This is a genomic window from Pseudomonas sp. FP2196 (assembly GCF_030687715.1).
GTDB lineage: Bacteria > Pseudomonadota > Gammaproteobacteria > Pseudomonadales > Pseudomonadaceae > Aquipseudomonas.
On sequence record NZ_CP117445.1, the window covers coordinates 1,826,130 to 1,845,031 of the forward strand.

Below are 18,902 nucleotides of genomic sequence, written 5' to 3' on the forward strand. Positions count from 1 at the left end.
CCGAATTTAAGGAACTACAGATAATGGCTATCGAGATCAAAGCCCCCACTTTCCCGGAATCGGTTGCCGATGGCACCGTTGCCACCTGGCACAAAAAACCGGGCGACGCTGTCAAGCGCGACGATCTGATCGTTGACATCGAAACCGACAAAGTCGTACTGGAAGTTCTGGCTACTGCTGACGGCGTGCTGGGCGCAATCGTCAAGAACGAAGGCGACACCGTTCTGTCCGACGAAGTCCTGGGCTCCATCGAAGCGGGCGGCGCTGCTGCCGCTGCTCCAGCCGCTGCTGCTCCGGCCACTGCTGCCGCTGCACCTGCTGCTGCCGAAGGCGAAGACGATCCTGTTGCTGCGCCGGCTGCGCGCAAGCTGGCCGAAGAGAACGGCATCAACATCGCTTCCGTTGCCGGCACCGGCAAGGGCGGTCGTGTGACCAAGGAAGACGTGGTTGCAGCAGTTGCTGCGAAGAAAGCCGCTCCGGCTGCCGCGCCTGCCAAGGCTGCTGCTCCTTCGGCTGCCGCTCCTGTGTTCGCCGCTGGCGACCGTATCGAGAAGCGCGTACCGATGACCCGCGTTCGTGCCACCGTGGCCAAGCGCCTGGTTGAAGCACAGTCGAACATGGCGATGCTGACCACTTTCAACGAAGTAGACATGACCGAAGTCATGGCCCTGCGTTCGAAGTACAAGGATCTGTTCGAGAAGTCCCACAACGGCGTACGTCTGGGCTTCATGTCGTTCTTCGTGAAAGCGGCCACCGAAGCGCTGAAACGCTTCCCGGCTGTCAACGCGTCGATCGACGGTGGCGACATCGTTTACCACGGCTACGCGGATATCGGCGTTGCCGTTTCCAGTGATCGTGGTCTGGTTGTACCGGTTCTGCGTAACGCCGAGCTGATGAGCCTGGCTGAAATCGAAGGCGGTATCGCAACATTCGGCAAAAAAGCCCGTGACGGCAAACTGTCGATGGACGAGATGACCGGTGGTACCTTCACCATCACTAACGGTGGTACCTTCGGTTCGATGATGTCGACCCCGATCGTCAACCCGCCGCAGGCAGCGATTCTGGGCATGCACAACATCATCCAGCGTCCTATGGCCATCAACGGCCAGGTCGTTATCCGTCCGATGATGTACCTGGCACTGTCCTACGATCACCGTCTGATCGATGGCAAAGAAGCTGTAACCTTCCTGGTGACCATCAAGAACCTGCTGGAAGATCCGGCTCGTCTGTTGCTGGATATCTGATAGAAGCAGCTGCGGGCTTCAAGTTTCAAGCTGCAGGAAAGGGCAGCTTGGCTTGGAGCGCGCGGCTTGAAGCTTTTCGCTAAAGAGGATTTTTTGAATGTCGCAGAAATTTGACGTAGTAGTGATCGGTGCCGGCCCTGGCGGTTACGTAGCTGCCATCAAGGCCGCGCAGCTGGGTCTGACCACTGCCTGCATCGAGAAGTACACCGACGCCGAAGGCAAGCAAGCCCTGGGCGGCACCTGCCTGAACGTCGGCTGCATTCCTTCCAAGGCGCTGCTGGACAGCTCCTGGAAATACAAGGAAGCGAAAGAAAGCTTCAACGTTCACGGTATCTCGACCGGCGAAGTCAAAATGGACGTCGCGGCGATGGTTGGCCGCAAGGCGGGCATCGTCAAGAACCTGACCGGCGGCGTTGCCACCCTGTTCAAGGCCAACGGCGTTACTTCGATCCAGGGCCACGGCAAACTGCTGGCCGGCAAGAAAGTCGAAGTCACCAAGCCAGACGGTTCGGTTGAAATCATCGAAGCAGAAAACGTCATTCTGGCTCCAGGTTCGCGTCCTATCGACATTCCACCGGCTCCGGTTGATCAGAAAGTCATCGTCGATTCGACTGGCGCGCTGGAATTCCAAGCCGTACCTAAACGTCTGGGCGTCATCGGCGCTGGCGTGATCGGTCTGGAACTGGGTTCGGTGTGGTCGCGTCTGGGTTCTGAAGTGGTTGTCCTGGAAGCTCTGGACACGTTCCTGATGGCAGCGGACACCGCTGTTTCCAAGGAAGCGCTGAAAACCCTGACCAAACAGGGTCTGGACATCAAACTGGGCGCTCGCGTGACCGGTTCGAAAGTCAACGGCGACGAAGTGGTTGTTAGCTACACCGATGCCAACGGCGAACAGACCATCACTTTCGACAAGCTGATCGTAGCCGTTGGTCGCCGTCCGGTGACCACTGATCTGCTGGCAGCCGACAGCGGCGTGACCCTGGACGAGCGCGGTTTCGTGCACGTTGACGATCACTGCGCCACCACCGTACCGGGCGTTTTCGCCATCGGTGACGTGGTTCGCGGCATGATGCTGGCTCACAAGGCTTCGGAAGAAGGCATCATGGTTGTCGAGCGCATCAAGGGCCACAAAGCCCAGATGAACTATGACCTGATCCCTTCGGTTATTTATACTCACCCGGAAATCGCGTGGGTTGGCAAAACCGAGCAGGCCTTGAAAGCTGAAGGCGTTGAAGTTAACGTCGGCACCTTCCCGTTCGCCGCTTCCGGCCGTGCCATGGCCGCCAACGATACTGGTGGTTTCGTCAAGGTCATCGCTGATGCCAAGACTGACCGCGTATTGGGCGTGCACGTGATTGGCCCGAGCGCTGCAGAGCTGGTTCAGCAGGGCGCGATCGGTATGGAATTCGGCACCAGCGCTGAAGACCTGGGCATGATGGTTTTCTCCCATCCGACCCTGTCTGAAGCCTTGCACGAAGCTGCTCTGGCTGTGAATGGCGGCGCCATCCACATTGCCAACCGCAAGAAGCGTTAAGACACAATAAGAAACCACGGCGGTAACGGCCCGTCGTGAGCCTTGCGAGCAAGTCTCACCGCGGAATGTCCGCTGGACGCAGTCTTGCGTAGCTCAGCTACGCAAGCAGCAGTCACAGGTGGCGCGGCACTCATAAAGAGCGCAGCGCCGAATGCGCAGTACCTAACGAAGACGGTAAAAAGCATGAATCTTCACGAGTATCAGGGTAAGCAGCTGTTCGCTGAATACGGCCTGCCAGTTTCCACTGGTTACGCAGTAGACACCCCGGAAGCAGCAGCAGAAGCTTGCGACAAAATCGGCGGCAACGAGTGGGTTGTCAAAGCCCAGGTTCACGCCGGTGGTCGCGGTAAAGCGGGCGGCGTTAAGCTGGTTCGCAGCAAAGAAGACGCCAAAGCCTTCGCACAGCAGTGGCTGGGCAAGCGTCTGGTGACTTACCAGACTGACGCCAATGGCCAGCCAGTCACCAAGATCCTGGTTGAATCGTGCACTGATATCGCTAAAGAGCTGTACCTGGGCGCTGTCGTTGACCGTTCGAGCCGTCGCATCGTGTTCATGGCTTCCACCGAAGGTGGCGTGGACATCGAGAAAATCGCTCACGACACTCCAGAAAAAATTCTGAAAGCCACTATCGATCCACTGGTTGGCGCTCAGCCATTCCAGGGTCGCGAGCTGGCATTCCAGCTGGGTCTGGAAGGCAAGCAGGTTGCTCAGTTCGCCAAGATCTTCGTAGGTCTGGCCAAGCTGTTCAAGGATCACGACCTGGCTCTGCTGGAAGTGAACCCGCTGGTGATCAAGGCTGACGGCGATCTGCACTGCCTCGACGCCAAGATCAACATCGACGCCAACGCAATGTACCGTCAGCCTAAGCTGAAGACTTTCCACGATCCGTCGCAAGACGATCCGCGCGAAGCGCACGCTGCCAAGTTCGAACTGAACTACGTAGCGCTGGAAGGCAACATCGGTTGCATGGTCAACGGTGCTGGCCTGGCCATGGGTACCATGGACATCGTCAACCTGCATGGCGGCAAGCCAGCCAACTTCCTCGACGTAGGCGGCGGCGCTACCAAAGAACGCGTTACCGAAGCGTTCAAGATCATTCTGTCCGACACTAACGTCGCTGCAGTACTGGTCAACATCTTCGGCGGCATCGTTCGCTGCGACATGATTGCCGAAGGCATCATCGGCGCTGTGAAAGAAGTCGGCGTGAAAATCCCGGTTGTTGTTCGCCTTGAAGGCAACAACGCTGAGCTGGGCGCTAAAGTACTGGCAGAAAGCGGTTTGAACATCATCGCTGCTACCAGCCTGACCGACGCTGCTCAACAAGTTGTCAAAGCTGCGGAGGGCAAATAATGAGCGTCCTGATCAATAAAGACACCAAAGTTATCTGCCAGGGTATTACCGGTTCGCAAGGTAGTTTCCACACCCAGCAAGCCATCGAATACGGCACCAAGATGGTTGGTGGCGTAACGCCTGGCAAAGGCGGCACCGAGCACCTGGGTCTGCCAGTGTTCAACACCGTTAAAGATGCTGTAGCTGCCACCGGCGCTACCGCCAGCGTGATCTACGTTCCGGCTCCTTTCTGCAAAGACTCGATCCTGGAAGCGGCTTTCGGCGGCATCAAGCTGATCGTCTGCATCACCGAAGGCATTCCTACCCTGGACATGCTGGACGCTAAAGTTAAGTGCGACGAGCTGGGCGTAGTCCTGATCGGCCCTAACTGCCCAGGCGTGATCACCCCAGGCGAATGCAAGATCGGCATCATGCCAGGACACATTCACTTGCCAGGCAAGGTCGGTATCGTTTCCCGTTCCGGCACCCTGACCTACGAAGCTGTTAAGCAGACGACTGACGCCGGTTTCGGTCAGTCGACTTGCGTCGGCATCGGTGGTGACCCGATCCCGGGTTCGAACTTCATCGACATCCTGAAGCTGTTCCAGGAAGACCCGAAGACCGAAGCGATCGTGATGATCGGTGAGATCGGCGGTTCGGCTGAAGAAGAAGCGGCTGCCTACATCAAGGCACACGTGACCAAGCCGGTTGTATCCTACATCGCTGGTGTGACTGCTCCTCCGGGCAAGCGCATGGGCCATGCTGGCGCAATCATCTCTGGCGGCAAAGGCACTGCAGACGAGAAATTCGCTGCGCTGCAAGACGCAGGCGTTAAAACCGTGCGTTCGCTGGCAGACATCGGCAAGGCCCTGGCTGAGCTGACCGGTTGGGCAGTCAAGTAAGCCTCGCGCTTAACTGACGCTTTACCAAACAAAGGCCACCTTCGGGTGGCCTTTGTCGTTTCTGGCATTCAGAGGGAAAGGAGGGCTTCTGTGGCGAGGGGATAAATCCCCCCACCACAGGATCTGCCTCTACAAACAGAGTTCTCTGGATGAAAAATAGATACGTAAACGCGACACGGAAACGTCGCGTATCGGATAGTTCGCCCTCTAACAGTGCGTTTGTAAGCCAAATTCGTTAGGCTAGCAGCCATTTTTGCGTCTGCCGCCCACAAGGCATGCAACGCGCTTTACGGGTCAGTCCCATACGGATCGACAGCATTTCCCTAATCCCACAGGGCAATTCCCCTCTAAATTCCGATTCAGTAGTGTGGTATTTCCTTAATGAAAGTTTTGAAAGGTCAGGACATCCTGGCACTTGGTTTTATGACGTTTGCCCTGTTCGTTGGGGCCGGTAACATCATCTTCCCGCCTATCGTCGGTTTGCAGGCCGGACCTCACGTCTGGATGGCCGCGCTGGGCTTCCTGATCACTGCGGTGGGTCTGCCGGTGATCACCGTCGTTGCACTGGCCAAGGTCGGTGGGGCGATGGATGCGCTGAGCAGCCCGATCGGCAAAATCGCCGGCGGCATTCTGGCTGCGGCTTGCTACCTGGCGGTCGGCCCGTTGTTCGCCACCCCGCGTACCGCAACCGTATCGTTTGAAGTCGGTCTGGCGCCGCTCACTGGCGAAAGCCCGCTGGCACTGTTCCTCTACAGCTCGGTGTACTTCCTGCTGGTGTTCTTCATTTCGCTTTACCCGGGCCGTTTGCTCGACACCGTTGGGCGTTTCCTCGCGCCGCTGAAAATCATCGCGCTGGCAGTGCTCGGTATCGCGGCATTCGCCCTGCCGGCCGGTGATATCGGCAGCGGTACTCCGGAATACGTAGCGGCACCGTTCTCCCAAGGCTTCATCAATGGTTACCTGACCATGGATACCCTGGGCGCGTTGGTGTTCGGCATCGTCATCGTTAACGCCATCCGCTCGCGTGGCGTCGAGTCGCCGAAGCTGATCACCCGTTACGCGATCATTGCCGGCCTGATCGCCGGTGTCGGTCTGGCGCTGGTGTATGTCAGCCTGTTCCGTCTCGGTTCCGGTAGCCACGAAGTGGCCGTTGGCGCGACCAATGGCGCGGCGGTACTGCACGCTTACGTACAGCACACCTTCGGTTCGCTGGGCAGCGGTTTCCTTGCGGTGCTGATCTCGCTGGCGTGTCTGGTGACGGCGGTCGGTCTGACCTGCGCCTGTGCTGAGTACTTCAGCCGTGTGCTGCCACTGTCCTACAAGACGCTGGTGATCATTCTGGCCGCGTTCTCGCTGTTGGTGTCCAACCTTGGCCTGACCAAGCTGATCGCGTTCTCGATTCCGGTACTGACAGCGATTTACCCGCCCTGCATCGTGCTGGTGGCGCTGAGCTTCTGCAAAGACTTCTGGCATGAACATGGGCGCATCCTCGGCCCGGTGATGCTGGTGTCTTTCCTGTTCGGTATGATCGATGCCTTGAAGGGCGCCGGTCTGGCCGGCTGGATGCCAACCGAACTGTCGCACTTGCCGCTGAGCGAGCAGGGCCTGGCGTGGCTGGTGCCATGTGTGATGACCCTGGTGGTTGCAGTGGTTTGCGATCGCCTGTTGGGCAAACGCAGCGAAGCAGTTGCCTGACGTTGGCTGACCCGCCAAAAGCGGGTCTTCAACGCTTAAACAAAAATGCCCCGTATCAATCGATACGGGGCATTTTTTATGAAAGCTGATAATCCTCAGCCTAGATAACGTACGACCATGGCCCCTAAATTGATGTTGTCGCTGTCGCGGCTTAGGAGTATTCGCTTATCGGGTTGCACTGCCACCGAAATCCACTGCATACCAGGCCCCTGGTAGTGAGTAACGTATCCCTTGCCTTCACCAAAGGTTGTGTCTAGTTCTCCCGTTGCCAGATAGCGGCAGGCGAGCATTTGCTCACGCGTTCTTTGCCCCGTGCCTCCCACAACGACCAGACCATCCTTGGGTTCCCCACTCAGATCGAACCAACTGCAGCCGTCGGTTAATCCAAGATCAGTGACGATAGGCTTACCCTGATTGAATGCGAGATTTGGTTTACCGTCCGGGTTGTACGCGGCCATCATTCCCCTGCGCCCTTTACCCCAATCGTCGTTAGGAGCGGTGTCGACTTCACCGGCAACAAAAAAACTGCCGTCAGCACGTAGCATCAGGCTTCGTACGTTGGTCGGGTAATCCGATGGAAAGTAGACAGTTCCAGTGCCATCATCGCCGAAGCCTTCATGGGGCGTTCCATTGACATTCAGACGCACGATCACTCCTTTTCGAGAGGCCGCTGTCGCGCCTGCGACTGTGATGACTCCATTCTCAGCAACCGCAATCGAAGAGATGTTCAGTGCAAGATCTAACCAGCCTTTGCCGTTGAAAGTGGTATCGAAATCCCCTTTCTGATCAAGTCTGAACAGTCGGTTGCTTTGACCGACGAGAATTTTTTCATCAGCGGTCAGTACTAACCTGGTTCTGGATCGCGAGTTGATGGAAGCCTCAGGTTTTGGCAATTGCGATTCGGACTGTGGCAGGAAGGGGACGTAAACCGTTCCATTGGCACCGAACTCGCGATCTCTTTCACCATCAGCGAAAAATCTGGCAAGCGCAAACCGGTTCCCTTGGTCCTCATCATATTGATACCCGAAAAGCAGCGCCTTCCCGTCTTTATAAAGACAGGCGCCAGTTCCGGCGGCTTGTCCCAAACCTGTAAACGTACCTACGATCAAGCCGTTTTTGTTGAAGCCAGTATCGTTAGTGCCGTCCGCCAGTAATTGCGCCAAATGGAAACTGGCCTTGCCGTCTACAAAGGTTTGTCCCACGAGAAGGATTTTTCCATCAGCGCGTAAGCCTCCGATGCTCAAAGCCTGGCTTCCCTGAGCAAAAGAATCGGCGTACCCCTGGTTACCAAATGTTGTGTCAATGGGCAGTGCAGCGTTCGAAGGTGTCATGATCGCGTCCTTGTCTGGATAGGCATGCCTGTCAGTGTTCCCGTGTCAGAAAACTACCTTATGCCTCGCCTCACCCTCGGTGCTACTGTCAGAGTTGACAGGTATCAGCCGTTGGAAACTAATAGCTGCGATCTATTTTGAATAAATTTGGCCCATCACTGAGCGTGTCTTTTTGCGAGCCAATACGTCGAAACGAAGGGTTCCCTCCATCATTCTTCATGCTCAGGAAAACGAATGTCGTTCATCCAAGCCAATTTGATCCACTTGCTCGCCGCGCTCTGGTTTGTTATCTGCTGGGGCGGTTACACCCGTTATGCCTCGTGGAAGGGTCGTGATACCGCGTGTCTGGCCAGCGTGCTGCATCTGTACCGCGAAGACTGGATGCGCCGTATGTTGCTGCGTGACAACCGCATCGCCGACGCCAGTGTGATTGGCAATCTTGAACGCAACGCCTCGTTCTTCGCCTCAAGCACATTGATTATTCTCGCCGGCATTCTCACCGTGCTTGGCGCGTCAGAGCGGGCGGTCTCGTTGCTGGCGGACATCCCGATGGTGCAACAGGCGTCGCAGGGCATGTCGGAGATCAAGCTACTTTGTCTGGCGATGGTGTTCGTCTACGCGTTCTTCACCTTCAGTTGGTGCATGCGCCAGTACAACTTTGCGGCGGTGCTGGTCGGTTCGGCGCCGATGATCGGTGAGCGACATGTCTCCGAACAGGAGCGCAAGGCGTTCGCTGCGCGGGCGGCGCGGGTGATTTCGATGGCGGCCAACCAATTCAACTTCGGTTTGCGCTCCTATTACTTCGGCATGACCATGCTGGCGTGGTTCGTCAGCCCGTGGCTGTTCATGTTGATGAGCGCTGGCGTGGTATTGGTCTTGTACCGCCGCGAGTTTCATTCCGACGTTCTCGATGTAATGGTCTATACCCCTACAGAGGCGCCGATCCCTGAGGCGAACAAAGAGGCTGCTTGATGAGTATTCCGTTCTGGTGTGTGTTTATCAGTGCATTGTTGATTTACATCGCGCGCATGCCGGTCGGCAAGGCGATGAAAGAGCAGGGCGGTTACAACAACCACCTGCCGCGCCAGCAGCAGGCGCAACTGACCGGTTATGGCGCAAGGGCGCTGGCGGCCCACCAGAACAGCATCGAAGCGTTCATCCTGTTTGCCGTGGGTGTACTGATGGCGCACACCACGCAAACCCAAGGGTGGTTGATTGATGCCTTGGCGATTATTTTCGTGATCGCACGGATTATCTACTTGTGGTTTTACCTGGCGGATCTACCCAAGCTGCGCAGCTTGGTCTGGCTGGTCGGCTTAGTGTGTTCGTTGTTGCTGATGATTAGTCCGACTTTTAGAACCGTGTTGCTCTAAGTAGGCAGTAGCGATAAATCACAGGCAAAAGAAAACCCGCACTTGGCGGGTTTTCTTTTTCACACCGAAAATCTGATTATTGCTTCTTGGCGGCTTCTTCTTGTGCAGCAGCGTTCGATTCGGCCTGAGCTTTGGCAGCTTCGGCGTTTTCTTTCGCAGCGTCGTTCACTTTATCCTGAGCTTTGTTCATGTCCTGCTGAGCTTGTTCAGCATGTTGGTTGGCATCTTGAGCTTTGTCCTCGGATTTTTTATCGCAGGCAGCGAGACCGAGGGAAGCGGTCAACATCAAGGCAATAGCAAAAGTCTTACGCATGGGGTGTTTCTCCTTATGGAAAATAACTACTGGCCTTAAGAACTCGGCGCTGAGGGTTAAGTTCCTCATTTCTTTCAGATATATAAGTTTGTTTTTCAGTGGAACTTTTGCGGTATTTCTTACTACTGGCAAATGGCTCTAACGAGAGTAATTATCAAATGGCTGAAAACCCCGTTTTTGAGCGTGCGACACGATTTCTTTCGGCGTTGCGCCACTGTCAGGTGCTCGGTTTGAGTGTGCATAGCGCCTCCAGCGAAGGGCTGACGGTGATCCTGCCGTACAGCGAAAAAATAGTCGGTAATCCGCAGACCGGAGTGATTCACGGCGGGGCGATCACGTCGTTGATGGACACCGCGTGCGGTATGTCCACTCTCTGTGTGTTGCCGGAATTCGAAGTCTGCCCGACCCTCGACCTGCGCATCGACTACATGCACGCCGCCGAGCCGAACAAAGATGTCTACGGCTTCGCCCAGTGCTACCGGGTGACCACCGATGTGATCTTCGCCCGTGGTTTTGCTTATCAAGACGATCCCCAGCAGCCGATCGCCCATGTTGTCGGCACCTTCATGCGCATGGGTAAAAACATCAAGGGCACCAAAGGCTTCGGCGGTGTAATCAAGGGAGAGAGCCAATGAGCGACGACTTCGAGGGCCAGTTGCAACAGGCCCACGCGCAGGGTGATTACGCGCCGCTGCTGAAATTGATTCCCTACGCCGGGCTGATCGGCATCGAATGCTCGCGGGTGGGTGACGAGTTGCTGTTCAAGCTCCCGGCGAACAAGGACAACATTGGTAACCCTTTATTGCCGGCGATTCACGGCGGCGTGATTGCCGGGTTCATGGAGCTGGCCGCTGCACTGCATTTGTTGATTTTCACCGGTGCGCCGGGTGTGCCGAAGATCATCGACTTTTCCCTGGATTACCTGCGTGCCGGGCAGTTTCGCGACACCTGGGCCAAATGTCAGGTCTGCCGCCAGGGCCGGCGCGTGGCGAACGTCGCGGTCACCGCGTGGCAAAGCACCGAAAGCGAGCCGATTGCCACGGCGCGTGCGCACTTCAAAATCGATGAGCCCTTGAAATCCTGAACGGCGCCCCAAACTCAGATGACAACCCGCCGCAGACCATTCGGGTCGCGGTCAATGCCATCTGATTGGAGTTTGATGACCATGAGTGTGGAAACTCAAAAGGAAACCCTGGGCTTCCAGACCGAGGTAAAGCAGCTGCTGCACCTCATGATCCATTCGCTGTATTCCAACAAGGAAATCTTCCTTCGCGAATTGATCTCGAACGCCTCTGACGCTGTAGACAAGCTGCGCTTCGAAGCTCTGGCCAAGCCAGATTTGCTCGAAGGTGGCGCCGATCTGAAAATCCGTGTGAGCTTCGACAAGGACGCCAAGACCGTCACCCTCGAAGACAACGGTATCGGCATGAACCGTGACGATGTGATCACCCACTTGGGGACCATCGCCAAATCGGGCACCGCCGATTTCATGAAAAACCTGTCCGGCGATCAGAAGAAGGATTCGCACCTGATCGGTCAGTTCGGCGTAGGTTTCTACTCGGCCTTCATCGTTGCCGACCAGGTTGACGTTTACAGCCGTCGCGCCGGCACTCCTGCCAGCGAAGGCGTGCACTGGTCGTCGAAAGGCGAGGGCGAATTCGAAGTCGCCACGATCGAAAAACCTGAGCGCGGTACTCGCATCGTCCTGCACCTGAAAGCGGCGGAAGACGAGTTCGCCGATGGCTGGCGCCTGCGCAATATCATCAAAAAGTATTCCGACCATATCGCCCTGCCGATCGAGCTGCCGAAAGAAGTCACCGCAGCCGAAGGTGAAGAGCAGCCTGCGCAGGAATGGGAAACCGTCAACCGCGCCAGTGCCTTGTGGACCCGTCCGCGCACTGAAGTGAAGGACGAGGAATACCAGGAATTCTACAAACACATTGCTCACGACTTTGAGAACCCGCTGGCCTGGAGCCACAACAAAGTCGAAGGCAAGCTCGAATACAGCTCGCTGCTGTACGTGCCGGCCCGCGCACCGTTCGACCTGTACCAGCGTGAAGCGCCGAAAGGCCTGAAGCTGTACGTGCAGCGCGTGTTCGTCATGGATCAGGCCGAGTCGTTCCTGCCGCTGTACCTGCGCTTCATCAAAGGCGTGGTCGATTCCAACGACCTGTCGCTGAACGTGTCGCGGGAAATCCTGCAAAAAGACCCGATCATCGACTCTATGAAGTCGGCGCTGACCAAGCGTGTACTCGACATGCTGGAAAAACTGGCGAAGAACGAGCCTGAACAATACAAAGGCTTCTGGAAGAACTTCGGTCAGGTCATGAAAGAAGGCCCGGCTGAAGACTTCGCCAACAAGGAAAAAATCGCCGGTCTGCTGCGTTTCGCATCGACCAATGGCGACGACGGCGAGCAGATCGTTGGTCTGGCCGACTACCTGGCACGCGCCAAGGAAGGTCAGGACAAGATCTACTACCTCACCGGCGAAACCTACGCGCAGGTCAAGAACAGTCCGCACCTGGAAGTCTTCCGCAAGAAAGGCATCGAGGTGCTGCTGCTGACCGACCGCATCGACGAGTGGCTGATGAGCTACCTCAGCGACTTCGACGGCAAGAGCTTCGTCGACGTGGCACGCGGTGACCTCGATCTGGGCAACCTGGACTCGGAAGAGGACAAGAAAGCCGCGGAAGAAGTTGCCAAGTCCAAAGAAGGTCTGGTCGAGCGTCTGAAAACTGCGCTGGGCGATTCCGTGGCTGAAGTCCGCGTCTCTCATCGTCTGACCGATTCGCCAGCCATCCTGGCCATCGGCGAGCAGGATCTGGGTCTGCAAATGCGTCAGATCCTCGAAGCGAGCGGGCAGAAAGTGCCGGATTCGAAGCCGATCTTCGAGTTCAACCCGGCTCACCCGCTGATCGAGAAGCTCGACGGCGAGCGGAGCGAAGAGCGTTTCGGCGACCTGTCCCACATCCTCTTCGACCAGGCAGCGTTGGCTGCTGGTGACAGCTTGAAGGATCCGGCCGCTTACGTGCGCCGTCTGAACAAGCTGCTGGTTGAACTGTCGGTTTAATCACGTTGTAGAAAAACCCGCTTCGGCGGGTTTTTTCATTCTGGTGTTTAACCAATAAGGAGTCAGAAATGAGCCAAGTCACTGTGCGTTCCGTGGTCTATCAGATTGATGGCCAACCTTATGAAGGTCGTTTGGCGTTCGACGCCGAGCACAAGGGCGCGCGTCCGGGTTTGCTGATGGCGCCGAACTGGATGGGTGTCAGCGCTGGCGCCGAAGAGATCGCAAAGTCGGTGGCCGCCAAGGGCTACGTAGTATTGATCGCCGACGTCTACGGCCAGGCCGTACGTCCGCAAAACGCGGATCAGGCCGGTGCGGCGATGATGCCGTTGAAGGATGATCGTGCACTGTTGCGCAAGCGCATGCAGGCAGCATTCGAACAGTTGCAGAAGCAGGGGGAGGCGGCGGTCGATCTCTCGAAACTGGCGGTCTTCGGTTTCTGCTTCGGCGGTTGCTGTGCGCTGGATCTGGCGCGTACTGGTGCGCCGGTGAAGGCGGCGGTTTCGTTCCACGGTACGTTGGACTCGCCGAATCCGGCGGATGCCAAAAACATCAAAGGCTCGGTGCTGGTGCTGCATGGCGCGTCCGATCCATTGGTGCCGAAGGAGCAATTGCCGGCTTTCGAAGACGAAATGAATGCGGCGAACGTGGATTGGCAACTGCTGAGCTACGGCGGTGCGGTGCACTCGTTTACTGATCCGCACGCCAATGTGCCGGGCAAGATGATGTACGACGCGAAGACCGCTGCGCGGGCATTCAAGTCGATGCATGACTTGCTGGATGAAGTGTTCAAGGGCTGATTGAGCCTGGCGCCCACTGTGTCGGTGTCTGGCCGGGCCCCATCGCTGGCAAGCCAGCTCCCACAGGATTTTGTGTCGAACGCATATTTCGCGAACGACTCGAAAACTGTGGGAGCTGGCTTGCCAGCGAAGACTGACTCGCAGGCGACACAGCACTAAGGCAATTCAATCCGCTCAACTTCCCCCGGCACCGTCGGCCATTCCCCGGCCGCCCATTTGCGCCGCGCCTCATCAATCGCCACCGGATCGCTCGCGACAAAATTCCAGTTGATCCGCCGAGGCCCATCCAGTGGGGCGCCGCCGAACACAACGGCGTGAACATCGCTCTCGGCAAACAAACTCATCTCTTCCCCGGCTGGCAACACCACCAACGCATGCGGCTCGACCGCTTCGCCATTCAACTGCGCCTCACCGCTCAGTACATACAACGCACGCTCTTCATGCTCGGTCGGTATCAGCAGCGTGGTCGCTGTCTGCATCTTCACTTCGGCGTACAACGTAGGAGAAAGCACCGGCACCGGCGATTCCAGGCAAAAGCCTGAGCCGGCAATCATCCGAATCTGTACACCGAGGTTATCGCTGACCGGCAAGGTCGCCGCCGGGTGATGGCTGTAATGGCCGGGGCCTTGTTCGTGATCCTTGGGCGAAGCCAGCCAGATCTGCAAGCCGTGCATCGTGAAGCTTTGATCCCATAGCGGTTCGGGCGTGCGTTCAACATGAGCAATCGCGCTGCCGGCGGTCATCCAGCTGACATCACCGGCGCTGACCACTTGATCGGAGCCGAGGCTGTCCTTGTGCAGGAGTTGGCCTTCGAACAAATAGGTGAGGGTCGACAGACCGATGTGCGGATGCTGTCGGATGTTCATGCCTTTGCCCGTCGGATAAACCGTCTCAAGCATGTGATCAAAAAAAACGAAAGGCCCGACGCTGCGGCATTTGGCTGACGGCAGCGGACGTAAAATCGGCTGGCCTTCGACGTCTTCGGCGCGCGGGCGGATGATCAGAGGTTGAGTGTCCATGGTGCATTCCAGGCTGGGCGGGTGATGCCAGAAGCATAACCCGCCGCTGGCACCGGGATGGTTATTGGCTGTCAAAGCCTTGTGGCGCGTGGGTTTCGATGCTGACTTCGCTGGTGGTCATCAGCTTGTGAATGGGGCAACGGTCGGCGACGCGCAGCAATTCCTCACGCTGGGCGTCGGTGAGCACGCCTTTGAGAGTGAGGGTGACGTGCAGGGCGTATTTGCCTTTCTGCTCCTGGCTGTTGTCGCGTTTCACTTCAACACCCACGCCGGTCAGCGGGATGTCTTTTTTCTTCGCGTACATCTTCAGGGTCAGGGCCTTGCATGCACCTAGCGCCGCGTCGAAGTAATCGTGCGGCTCTGGCGCGGTGCCTTCGCCGCCGGCTGCAACCGGCACATCGGCAAATAGTTCGTGGTCATCGATTTGTACGGTGTGACGAAAACCTTCAGCGGAGACGGTATTGACGGTAACGGTCATGGGAACCTCACGGGCAGTAGGAAAAGTCGTTCGATCAAAAAAGACCTTGCAGTTATAGAGCATTCCCACCGGGACGCGTTCCACTTTCCTGCGGGATGAACCCTTGTTGTCGGGGCGCGGTCTAGGCTATGCCTACCTGTCGGAGATTACTTGTGTCCCTGTATCGTTTGAGTCTCGCCTGCCTTCTGGTGTTTGCCGGCACCGCCAGCGCCCGTGAATACACCTACAGCGACGCGCACTTGCACTACGTGGATTTTTTCCAGGAAACCGCCGGCATGGCGAAACTGCTGACGGCGATGAAAGAAAATTCCATCGAGCACGTGATGATTTCCGGGATACCCGTTGCGAAGAAGTGGCACGAGGACGAGCCCAAGCGTCCGCGCTATTACGCCGGCGATGACGCCGATGCTTATTGGTACAGCGCCACCGATGTGATCGTCGCCGATGCGGTTCAAAAACTGACGCCTGAGCAGCGTCCGTACTTTCATCCGTTTCTCTCCGGCTTCAACCCCAACGACAAAAACTCTGCCGCGCACATTCAACGCATGCTCGACCTGTACCCGGGGCTGTGGCAGGGCATTGGCGAAGTGTTTACCCGCCATGATGACCTCACTGCGCTGACCTCTGGTGATACGCCGCGCGCCAATAACGAGGCGATGACCAAGATCTATCATCTGGCGGCGGAAAATGATCTGCCGGTGATGCTGCATTCCAACATCACTTCCAAGCGTGAGAAAAATCCGTTGTACCTGAAGGAAGTCGAAGAGCCGCTGCGTAATCACCCGCACACACGGTTCATCTGGGCCCACGCGGGCACCAGCGCGGAAATCCATCGGCATCAAACGCAGCTGGATTTTCTCCTGCCGACCCTCACGCGCATGCTTGAGGCGTATCCGAATCTGTTTATCGACTTGTCGTGGAGCATGCTCACCCCCTATCTGCTGGACGAGCAGGGTCAGCCGCGTCCGGAATGGCTGGCGCTGGTTAGGCGTCACCCTGAGCGCTTCATGATCGGTTCCGATGTTGTCGGGCGGTTCAACAAGCTCGGCCGGGAAATGCACAGCTTTAAGCCCTTTCTTGATGCGTTGCCGGAAGACGTCGCGCGGAAAGTAGCGAAAGATAACTTCCTGGCGATCTTGCCGCGAACGGAGCTTAAGTCCGACAAAACAACGCTGAATCGTTAATGCCGAGTGTTCGAAGTATTAAGGCCTTTTGATATCACCTTTTGGTCTTACGCAAATTTCAGCCGGGCCGATACCTTCTAAAGCAACCAGCTGCAGGGTTGATGCAGCGCTTTTGGAAGGAACCAGCGCAATGAGTATCCGTAGTCTCAATATTGCCCCGCGTGCGGGCCTGGGTTTTGGCTTGTTGGCCCTGATGGTGTTTGCCCTTGGGGCGTTCGCCCTGCTGCAAATGTCGAACATGCGTGCCCAGTCCGACGAGGTCGACAACAACTGGCTGCCCAGCGTGATGGCGGTCGGCGAAATGAGTCAGGACATGCTGCGTCTGCGTGCGTTAACCATGCGGCTGTTGCTCAACCGCGATGCGCAGGCACTGCAGCAGAATGTCGCCAAGCTCAATGAACTGCGGGGTGCGCTCAGTGAGGCTCAGCAGCGTTACGACGTGTTGATCGTGCTGCCTGAGGAGCGCCGACTGTTTGATCGCTTCAAGGTCGCCGAGCACCAATATCTGGAGCTTCAGGCGCAGGTCATGCAGTTGTCTGCCCAGAATCGGGTGGAGGAGGCGGCGGCCATCCTCAATGGCGAGATGAGCCCCTTGGCCGACGAGATTGCGGTCACCCTGCGTGAACTGGTCGAACTGAACAAGCACAATGCCAATCTCGCCACCGAGGCCGCGCGGCTGGTCTTCACCAATTCGCGGGTGTGGGTCGGTGTAATGATTGGCATAACGGCGCTTGTCACAATCGGCCTGGCGCTGCTGCTGACTCGCAGCATCGTGCTGCCGTTGGCGCAATCCTTGGGCGTGGCGCAAGGGGTGGCGGGCGGTGATCTGACTGGCGATATCAACATCTGCGGAAAGGATGAGCCGGCGCGTCTGCTGCAGGCGCTGAAAAGCATGCAGCACAATTTGCGCGATACGATTCGACAGATTTCCGAGTCTTCCAGCCAATTGGCCTCGGCTTCTGAAGAGCTGAGTTGCGTCACCGAAGACGCCACGCGCGGTTTACATCAGCAGAGCCTGGAGATCGAGCAGGCGGCCACGGCGGTCAATCAGATGACCGCTGCGGTGGAGGAGGTGGCCAGCAACGCTGTGGCGACCTCCGAGGCCTCGCGTGAATCCGATCGTATCGCCCAGCATGGTCGTGAGCAGGTGCGGCAGACCGTGACTTCAATCGAATCCCTCGCCGAGGACGTTACGGCCAATGCAACGCAAGTCGAAGACCTTGCACAAAAGGTTCATGGCATCAGTAAGGTTTTGGATGTGATTCGTTCGATTGCCGAGCAAACCAACCTGCTGGCGCTGAACGCGGCGATTGAAGCGGCCCGGGCCGGTGATGCCGGGCGTGGGTTTGCAGTGGTGGCGGATGAGGTGCGGGCATTGGCGCATCGTACTCAGCAGTCGACGCAAGAAATCGAGCAAATGATTGGCGGCATTCAGCAGGGCACCGATTCGGCGGTCGGTTCGATGCAGCGAAGCAATGTACGGGCGCGTTCGACGCTCGAATTGGCAAAGGCAGCCGGGACTGCGCTGGAGGAAATCGCCTCGGCGTTCACCTTGATCAATGAGCGCAATCTGGTGATCGCCAGCGCCTCGGAAGAGCAGGCGGCGGTGGCGCGTGAGGTGGATCGCAATTTGATGAATATTCGTGATCTGGCGATGCAGACGTCGGCGGGGGCCAATCAGACCAGTGCGGCGAGCCAGGAGTTGTCGCGGTTGGCGGTGGATTTGAACAACATGGTGGCTAAGTTTTCAGTTTGAGTGTGTGGTGAACCCGGGGTTGCCCTCACCCTAACCCTCCCGAAACGTCGGACCGCCCAAGGGGAAAGGGCTGGGGTGAGGGGCGAGCCAGGCACAAATCTCCAGTCCAGCAGGCGAAAAAAAAGCCCCGCATTTCGCGGGGCTTTCTTATGTGGAGGTGGATCAGCTGCCTTTAACGGTTTTGCCGTTGACCGTGCCGTCCTGGAGCATGATGTTGTACTCCTTGCCGTCGGTTTCAACCTGTTGCAGGCGAACCAGCAGGTAATCCCAATCCTTGGCGAACCACAGGACGGTGATGCGCTTGCTTTGTGTCGGGTCGCGCACGCGCTCGACCTTGATCGCATCGATCTTGCCGGCCTTGGTCTCGACTTTTTCCGAGCCCAGTACGCGGAAGTCGTAGGTGTCTACTTCGCCGTCATCGACCACTTGGTAGCTCATGGTCTTCTTGCCAGCGGCGACGTCATGCTGCAGTGCCAACTGGTAAGTGGATTTGTCGACCATGCCGCGGTTCAGCGGGATCTTCACCGCGTCGCCACGGTCGGTACCGGTGACCATTTTGCTGTTCCAGTCGAAATCCAGATCAGCCTTCTTGGCCTTGCCCAGACCGCCACGTTCAAAGTGGTAGGACTGTGGCAACAAGGTGTCCTTGTCCAACGTCAGGGTGCTTTCTTCACTCAGGCTGGCGATCATCATCGAGGCCTTGAAGCTGAGTTTCCAGACACCGTTGGCTTCCTTGGTCAGGCTGCGTTCGGCGGTGCCGCTCATGGGCAGCTGCTTCCAGTCGGCGGTGTAGCTGGCGGAGAACGGTTGAAGGTCTGCCGCCTGTGCGAAAGGCAGGGCGAGCAGTGCGCAAGCGAAGAGCAGGGCGCGACGCATA

18 protein-coding genes are annotated in these 18,902 nt (G+C 57.3%); 13 read left to right on the top strand and 5 right to left on the bottom strand.

Annotated features, from left to right (window positions below):
• Positions 1–23 precede the first annotated feature (23 nt).
• The 5 genes from odhB to brnQ all read left to right on the top strand — a co-directional run bounded on the left by odhB (position 24) and on the right by brnQ (position 6,704).
• A complete protein-coding gene (gene odhB, locus PSH79_RS08275; protein ID WP_305442110.1) occupies positions 24–1,244 on the top strand; it encodes a 2-oxoglutarate dehydrogenase complex dihydrolipoyllysine-residue succinyltransferase in 1,221 nt (406 codons plus the stop codon).
• Between the two features lie 97 nt (positions 1,245–1,341).
• Positions 1,342–2,778, top strand: coding sequence for a dihydrolipoyl dehydrogenase (gene lpdA, locus PSH79_RS08280; protein ID WP_305442111.1), 1,437 nt, complete (start codon positions 1,342–1,344; stop codon positions 2,776–2,778).
• 183 nt (positions 2,779–2,961) lie between these two features.
• A complete protein-coding gene (sucC, locus tag PSH79_RS08285) occupies positions 2,962–4,128 on the top strand; it encodes an ADP-forming succinate--CoA ligase subunit beta (protein ID WP_085732277.1) in 1,167 nt (388 codons plus the stop codon).
• Positions 4,128–5,009 carry a succinate--CoA ligase subunit alpha gene (gene sucD, locus PSH79_RS08290; RefSeq protein ID WP_007919877.1) on the top strand — a complete coding sequence of 294 codons (882 nt, stop codon included), beginning with the start codon at positions 4,128–4,130 and terminating at the stop codon, positions 5,007–5,009. Before sucC ends, sucD begins: the two co-directional genes overlap by 1 nt.
• A gap of 381 nt (positions 5,010–5,390) precedes the next feature.
• Positions 5,391–6,704, top strand: a complete 1,314-nt coding sequence (brnQ, locus tag PSH79_RS08295; RefSeq protein ID WP_305442112.1) for a branched-chain amino acid transport system II carrier protein — start codon at positions 5,391–5,393, stop codon at positions 6,702–6,704.
• Between the two features lie 95 nt (positions 6,705–6,799).
• Here brnQ and PSH79_RS08300 read toward each other — a convergent pair whose 3' ends face one another.
• On the bottom strand, positions 6,800–8,035 hold the full coding sequence (locus PSH79_RS08300; protein WP_305442113.1) for a hypothetical protein: 1,236 nt from the start codon (positions 8,033–8,035) through the stop codon (positions 6,800–6,802).
• Between the two features lie 234 nt (positions 8,036–8,269).
• Between PSH79_RS08300 and PSH79_RS08305 the strand changes: the two genes are divergently transcribed.
• Both PSH79_RS08305 and PSH79_RS08310 read left to right on the top strand, forming a co-directional pair.
• A complete protein-coding gene (locus PSH79_RS08305; protein WP_305442114.1) occupies positions 8,270–9,007 on the top strand; it encodes a DUF599 domain-containing protein in 738 nt (245 codons plus the stop codon).
• A complete protein-coding gene (locus PSH79_RS08310) occupies positions 9,007–9,408 on the top strand; it encodes an MAPEG family protein (protein WP_187677439.1) in 402 nt (133 codons plus the stop codon). The genes PSH79_RS08305 and PSH79_RS08310 overlap by 1 nt, the downstream gene beginning before the upstream one ends.
• A 76-nt stretch (positions 9,409–9,484) precedes the next feature.
• Here PSH79_RS08310 and PSH79_RS08315 read toward each other — a convergent pair whose 3' ends face one another.
• Positions 9,485–9,721 (bottom strand): hypothetical protein, encoded by a 237-nt coding sequence (locus PSH79_RS08315; RefSeq protein WP_007919867.1) that lies wholly within the window; start codon positions 9,719–9,721, stop codon positions 9,485–9,487.
• A gap of 158 nt (positions 9,722–9,879) precedes the next feature.
• On the opposite strand from PSH79_RS08315, the gene PSH79_RS08320 reads away from it, so the two are divergent.
• From PSH79_RS08320 to PSH79_RS08335, 4 genes are all read left to right on the top strand, one after another.
• Positions 9,880–10,356 carry a PaaI family thioesterase gene (locus PSH79_RS08320; protein ID WP_305442115.1) on the top strand — a complete coding sequence of 159 codons (477 nt, stop codon included), beginning with the start codon at positions 9,880–9,882 and terminating at the stop codon, positions 10,354–10,356.
• Entirely contained in the window at positions 10,353–10,805 is a 453-nt protein-coding gene (locus PSH79_RS08325) for a PaaI family thioesterase (RefSeq protein ID WP_305442116.1), read from the top strand. The genes PSH79_RS08320 and PSH79_RS08325 overlap by 4 nt, the downstream gene beginning before the upstream one ends.
• Positions 10,806–10,886: 81 nt before the next feature.
• Positions 10,887–12,791 (top strand): molecular chaperone HtpG, encoded by a 1,905-nt coding sequence (gene htpG / locus PSH79_RS08330; RefSeq protein ID WP_305442117.1) that lies wholly within the window; start codon positions 10,887–10,889, stop codon positions 12,789–12,791.
• A gap of 68 nt (positions 12,792–12,859) precedes the next feature.
• Positions 12,860–13,588 carry a dienelactone hydrolase family protein gene (locus PSH79_RS08335; protein WP_305442118.1) on the top strand — a complete coding sequence of 243 codons (729 nt, stop codon included), beginning with the start codon at positions 12,860–12,862 and terminating at the stop codon, positions 13,586–13,588.
• 155 nt (positions 13,589–13,743) lie between these two features.
• Here the strand turns inward: PSH79_RS08335 and PSH79_RS08340 are convergent, their stop codons facing one another.
• Together PSH79_RS08340 and PSH79_RS08345 are read right to left on the bottom strand one after the other, a co-directional pair.
• Positions 13,744–14,607 (bottom strand): pirin family protein, encoded by an 864-nt coding sequence (locus PSH79_RS08340; protein ID WP_305442120.1) that lies wholly within the window; start codon positions 14,605–14,607, stop codon positions 13,744–13,746.
• Between the two features lie 61 nt (positions 14,608–14,668).
• Entirely contained in the window at positions 14,669–15,085 is a 417-nt protein-coding gene (locus PSH79_RS08345) for an OsmC family protein (RefSeq protein ID WP_305442121.1), read from the bottom strand.
• Positions 15,086–15,213: 128 nt separating this feature from the next.
• Between PSH79_RS08345 and PSH79_RS08350 the strand changes: the two genes are divergently transcribed.
• Both PSH79_RS08350 and PSH79_RS08355 read left to right on the top strand, forming a co-directional pair.
• A complete protein-coding gene (locus tag PSH79_RS08350) occupies positions 15,214–16,269 on the top strand; it encodes an amidohydrolase family protein (RefSeq protein ID WP_370872612.1) in 1,056 nt (351 codons plus the stop codon).
• 130 nt (positions 16,270–16,399) lie between these two features.
• Complete coding sequence (locus PSH79_RS08355) at positions 16,400–18,025, top strand: methyl-accepting chemotaxis protein (RefSeq protein WP_305442123.1); 1,626 nt, start codon at positions 16,400–16,402, stop codon at positions 18,023–18,025.
• A 162-nt stretch (positions 18,026–18,187) separates the two neighbouring features.
• Here PSH79_RS08355 and PSH79_RS08360 read toward each other — a convergent pair whose 3' ends face one another.
• Positions 18,188–18,901, bottom strand: a complete 714-nt coding sequence (locus PSH79_RS08360; protein WP_305442124.1) for a DUF3108 domain-containing protein — start codon at positions 18,899–18,901, stop codon at positions 18,188–18,190.
• Position 18,902: the final 1 nt, after the last annotated feature.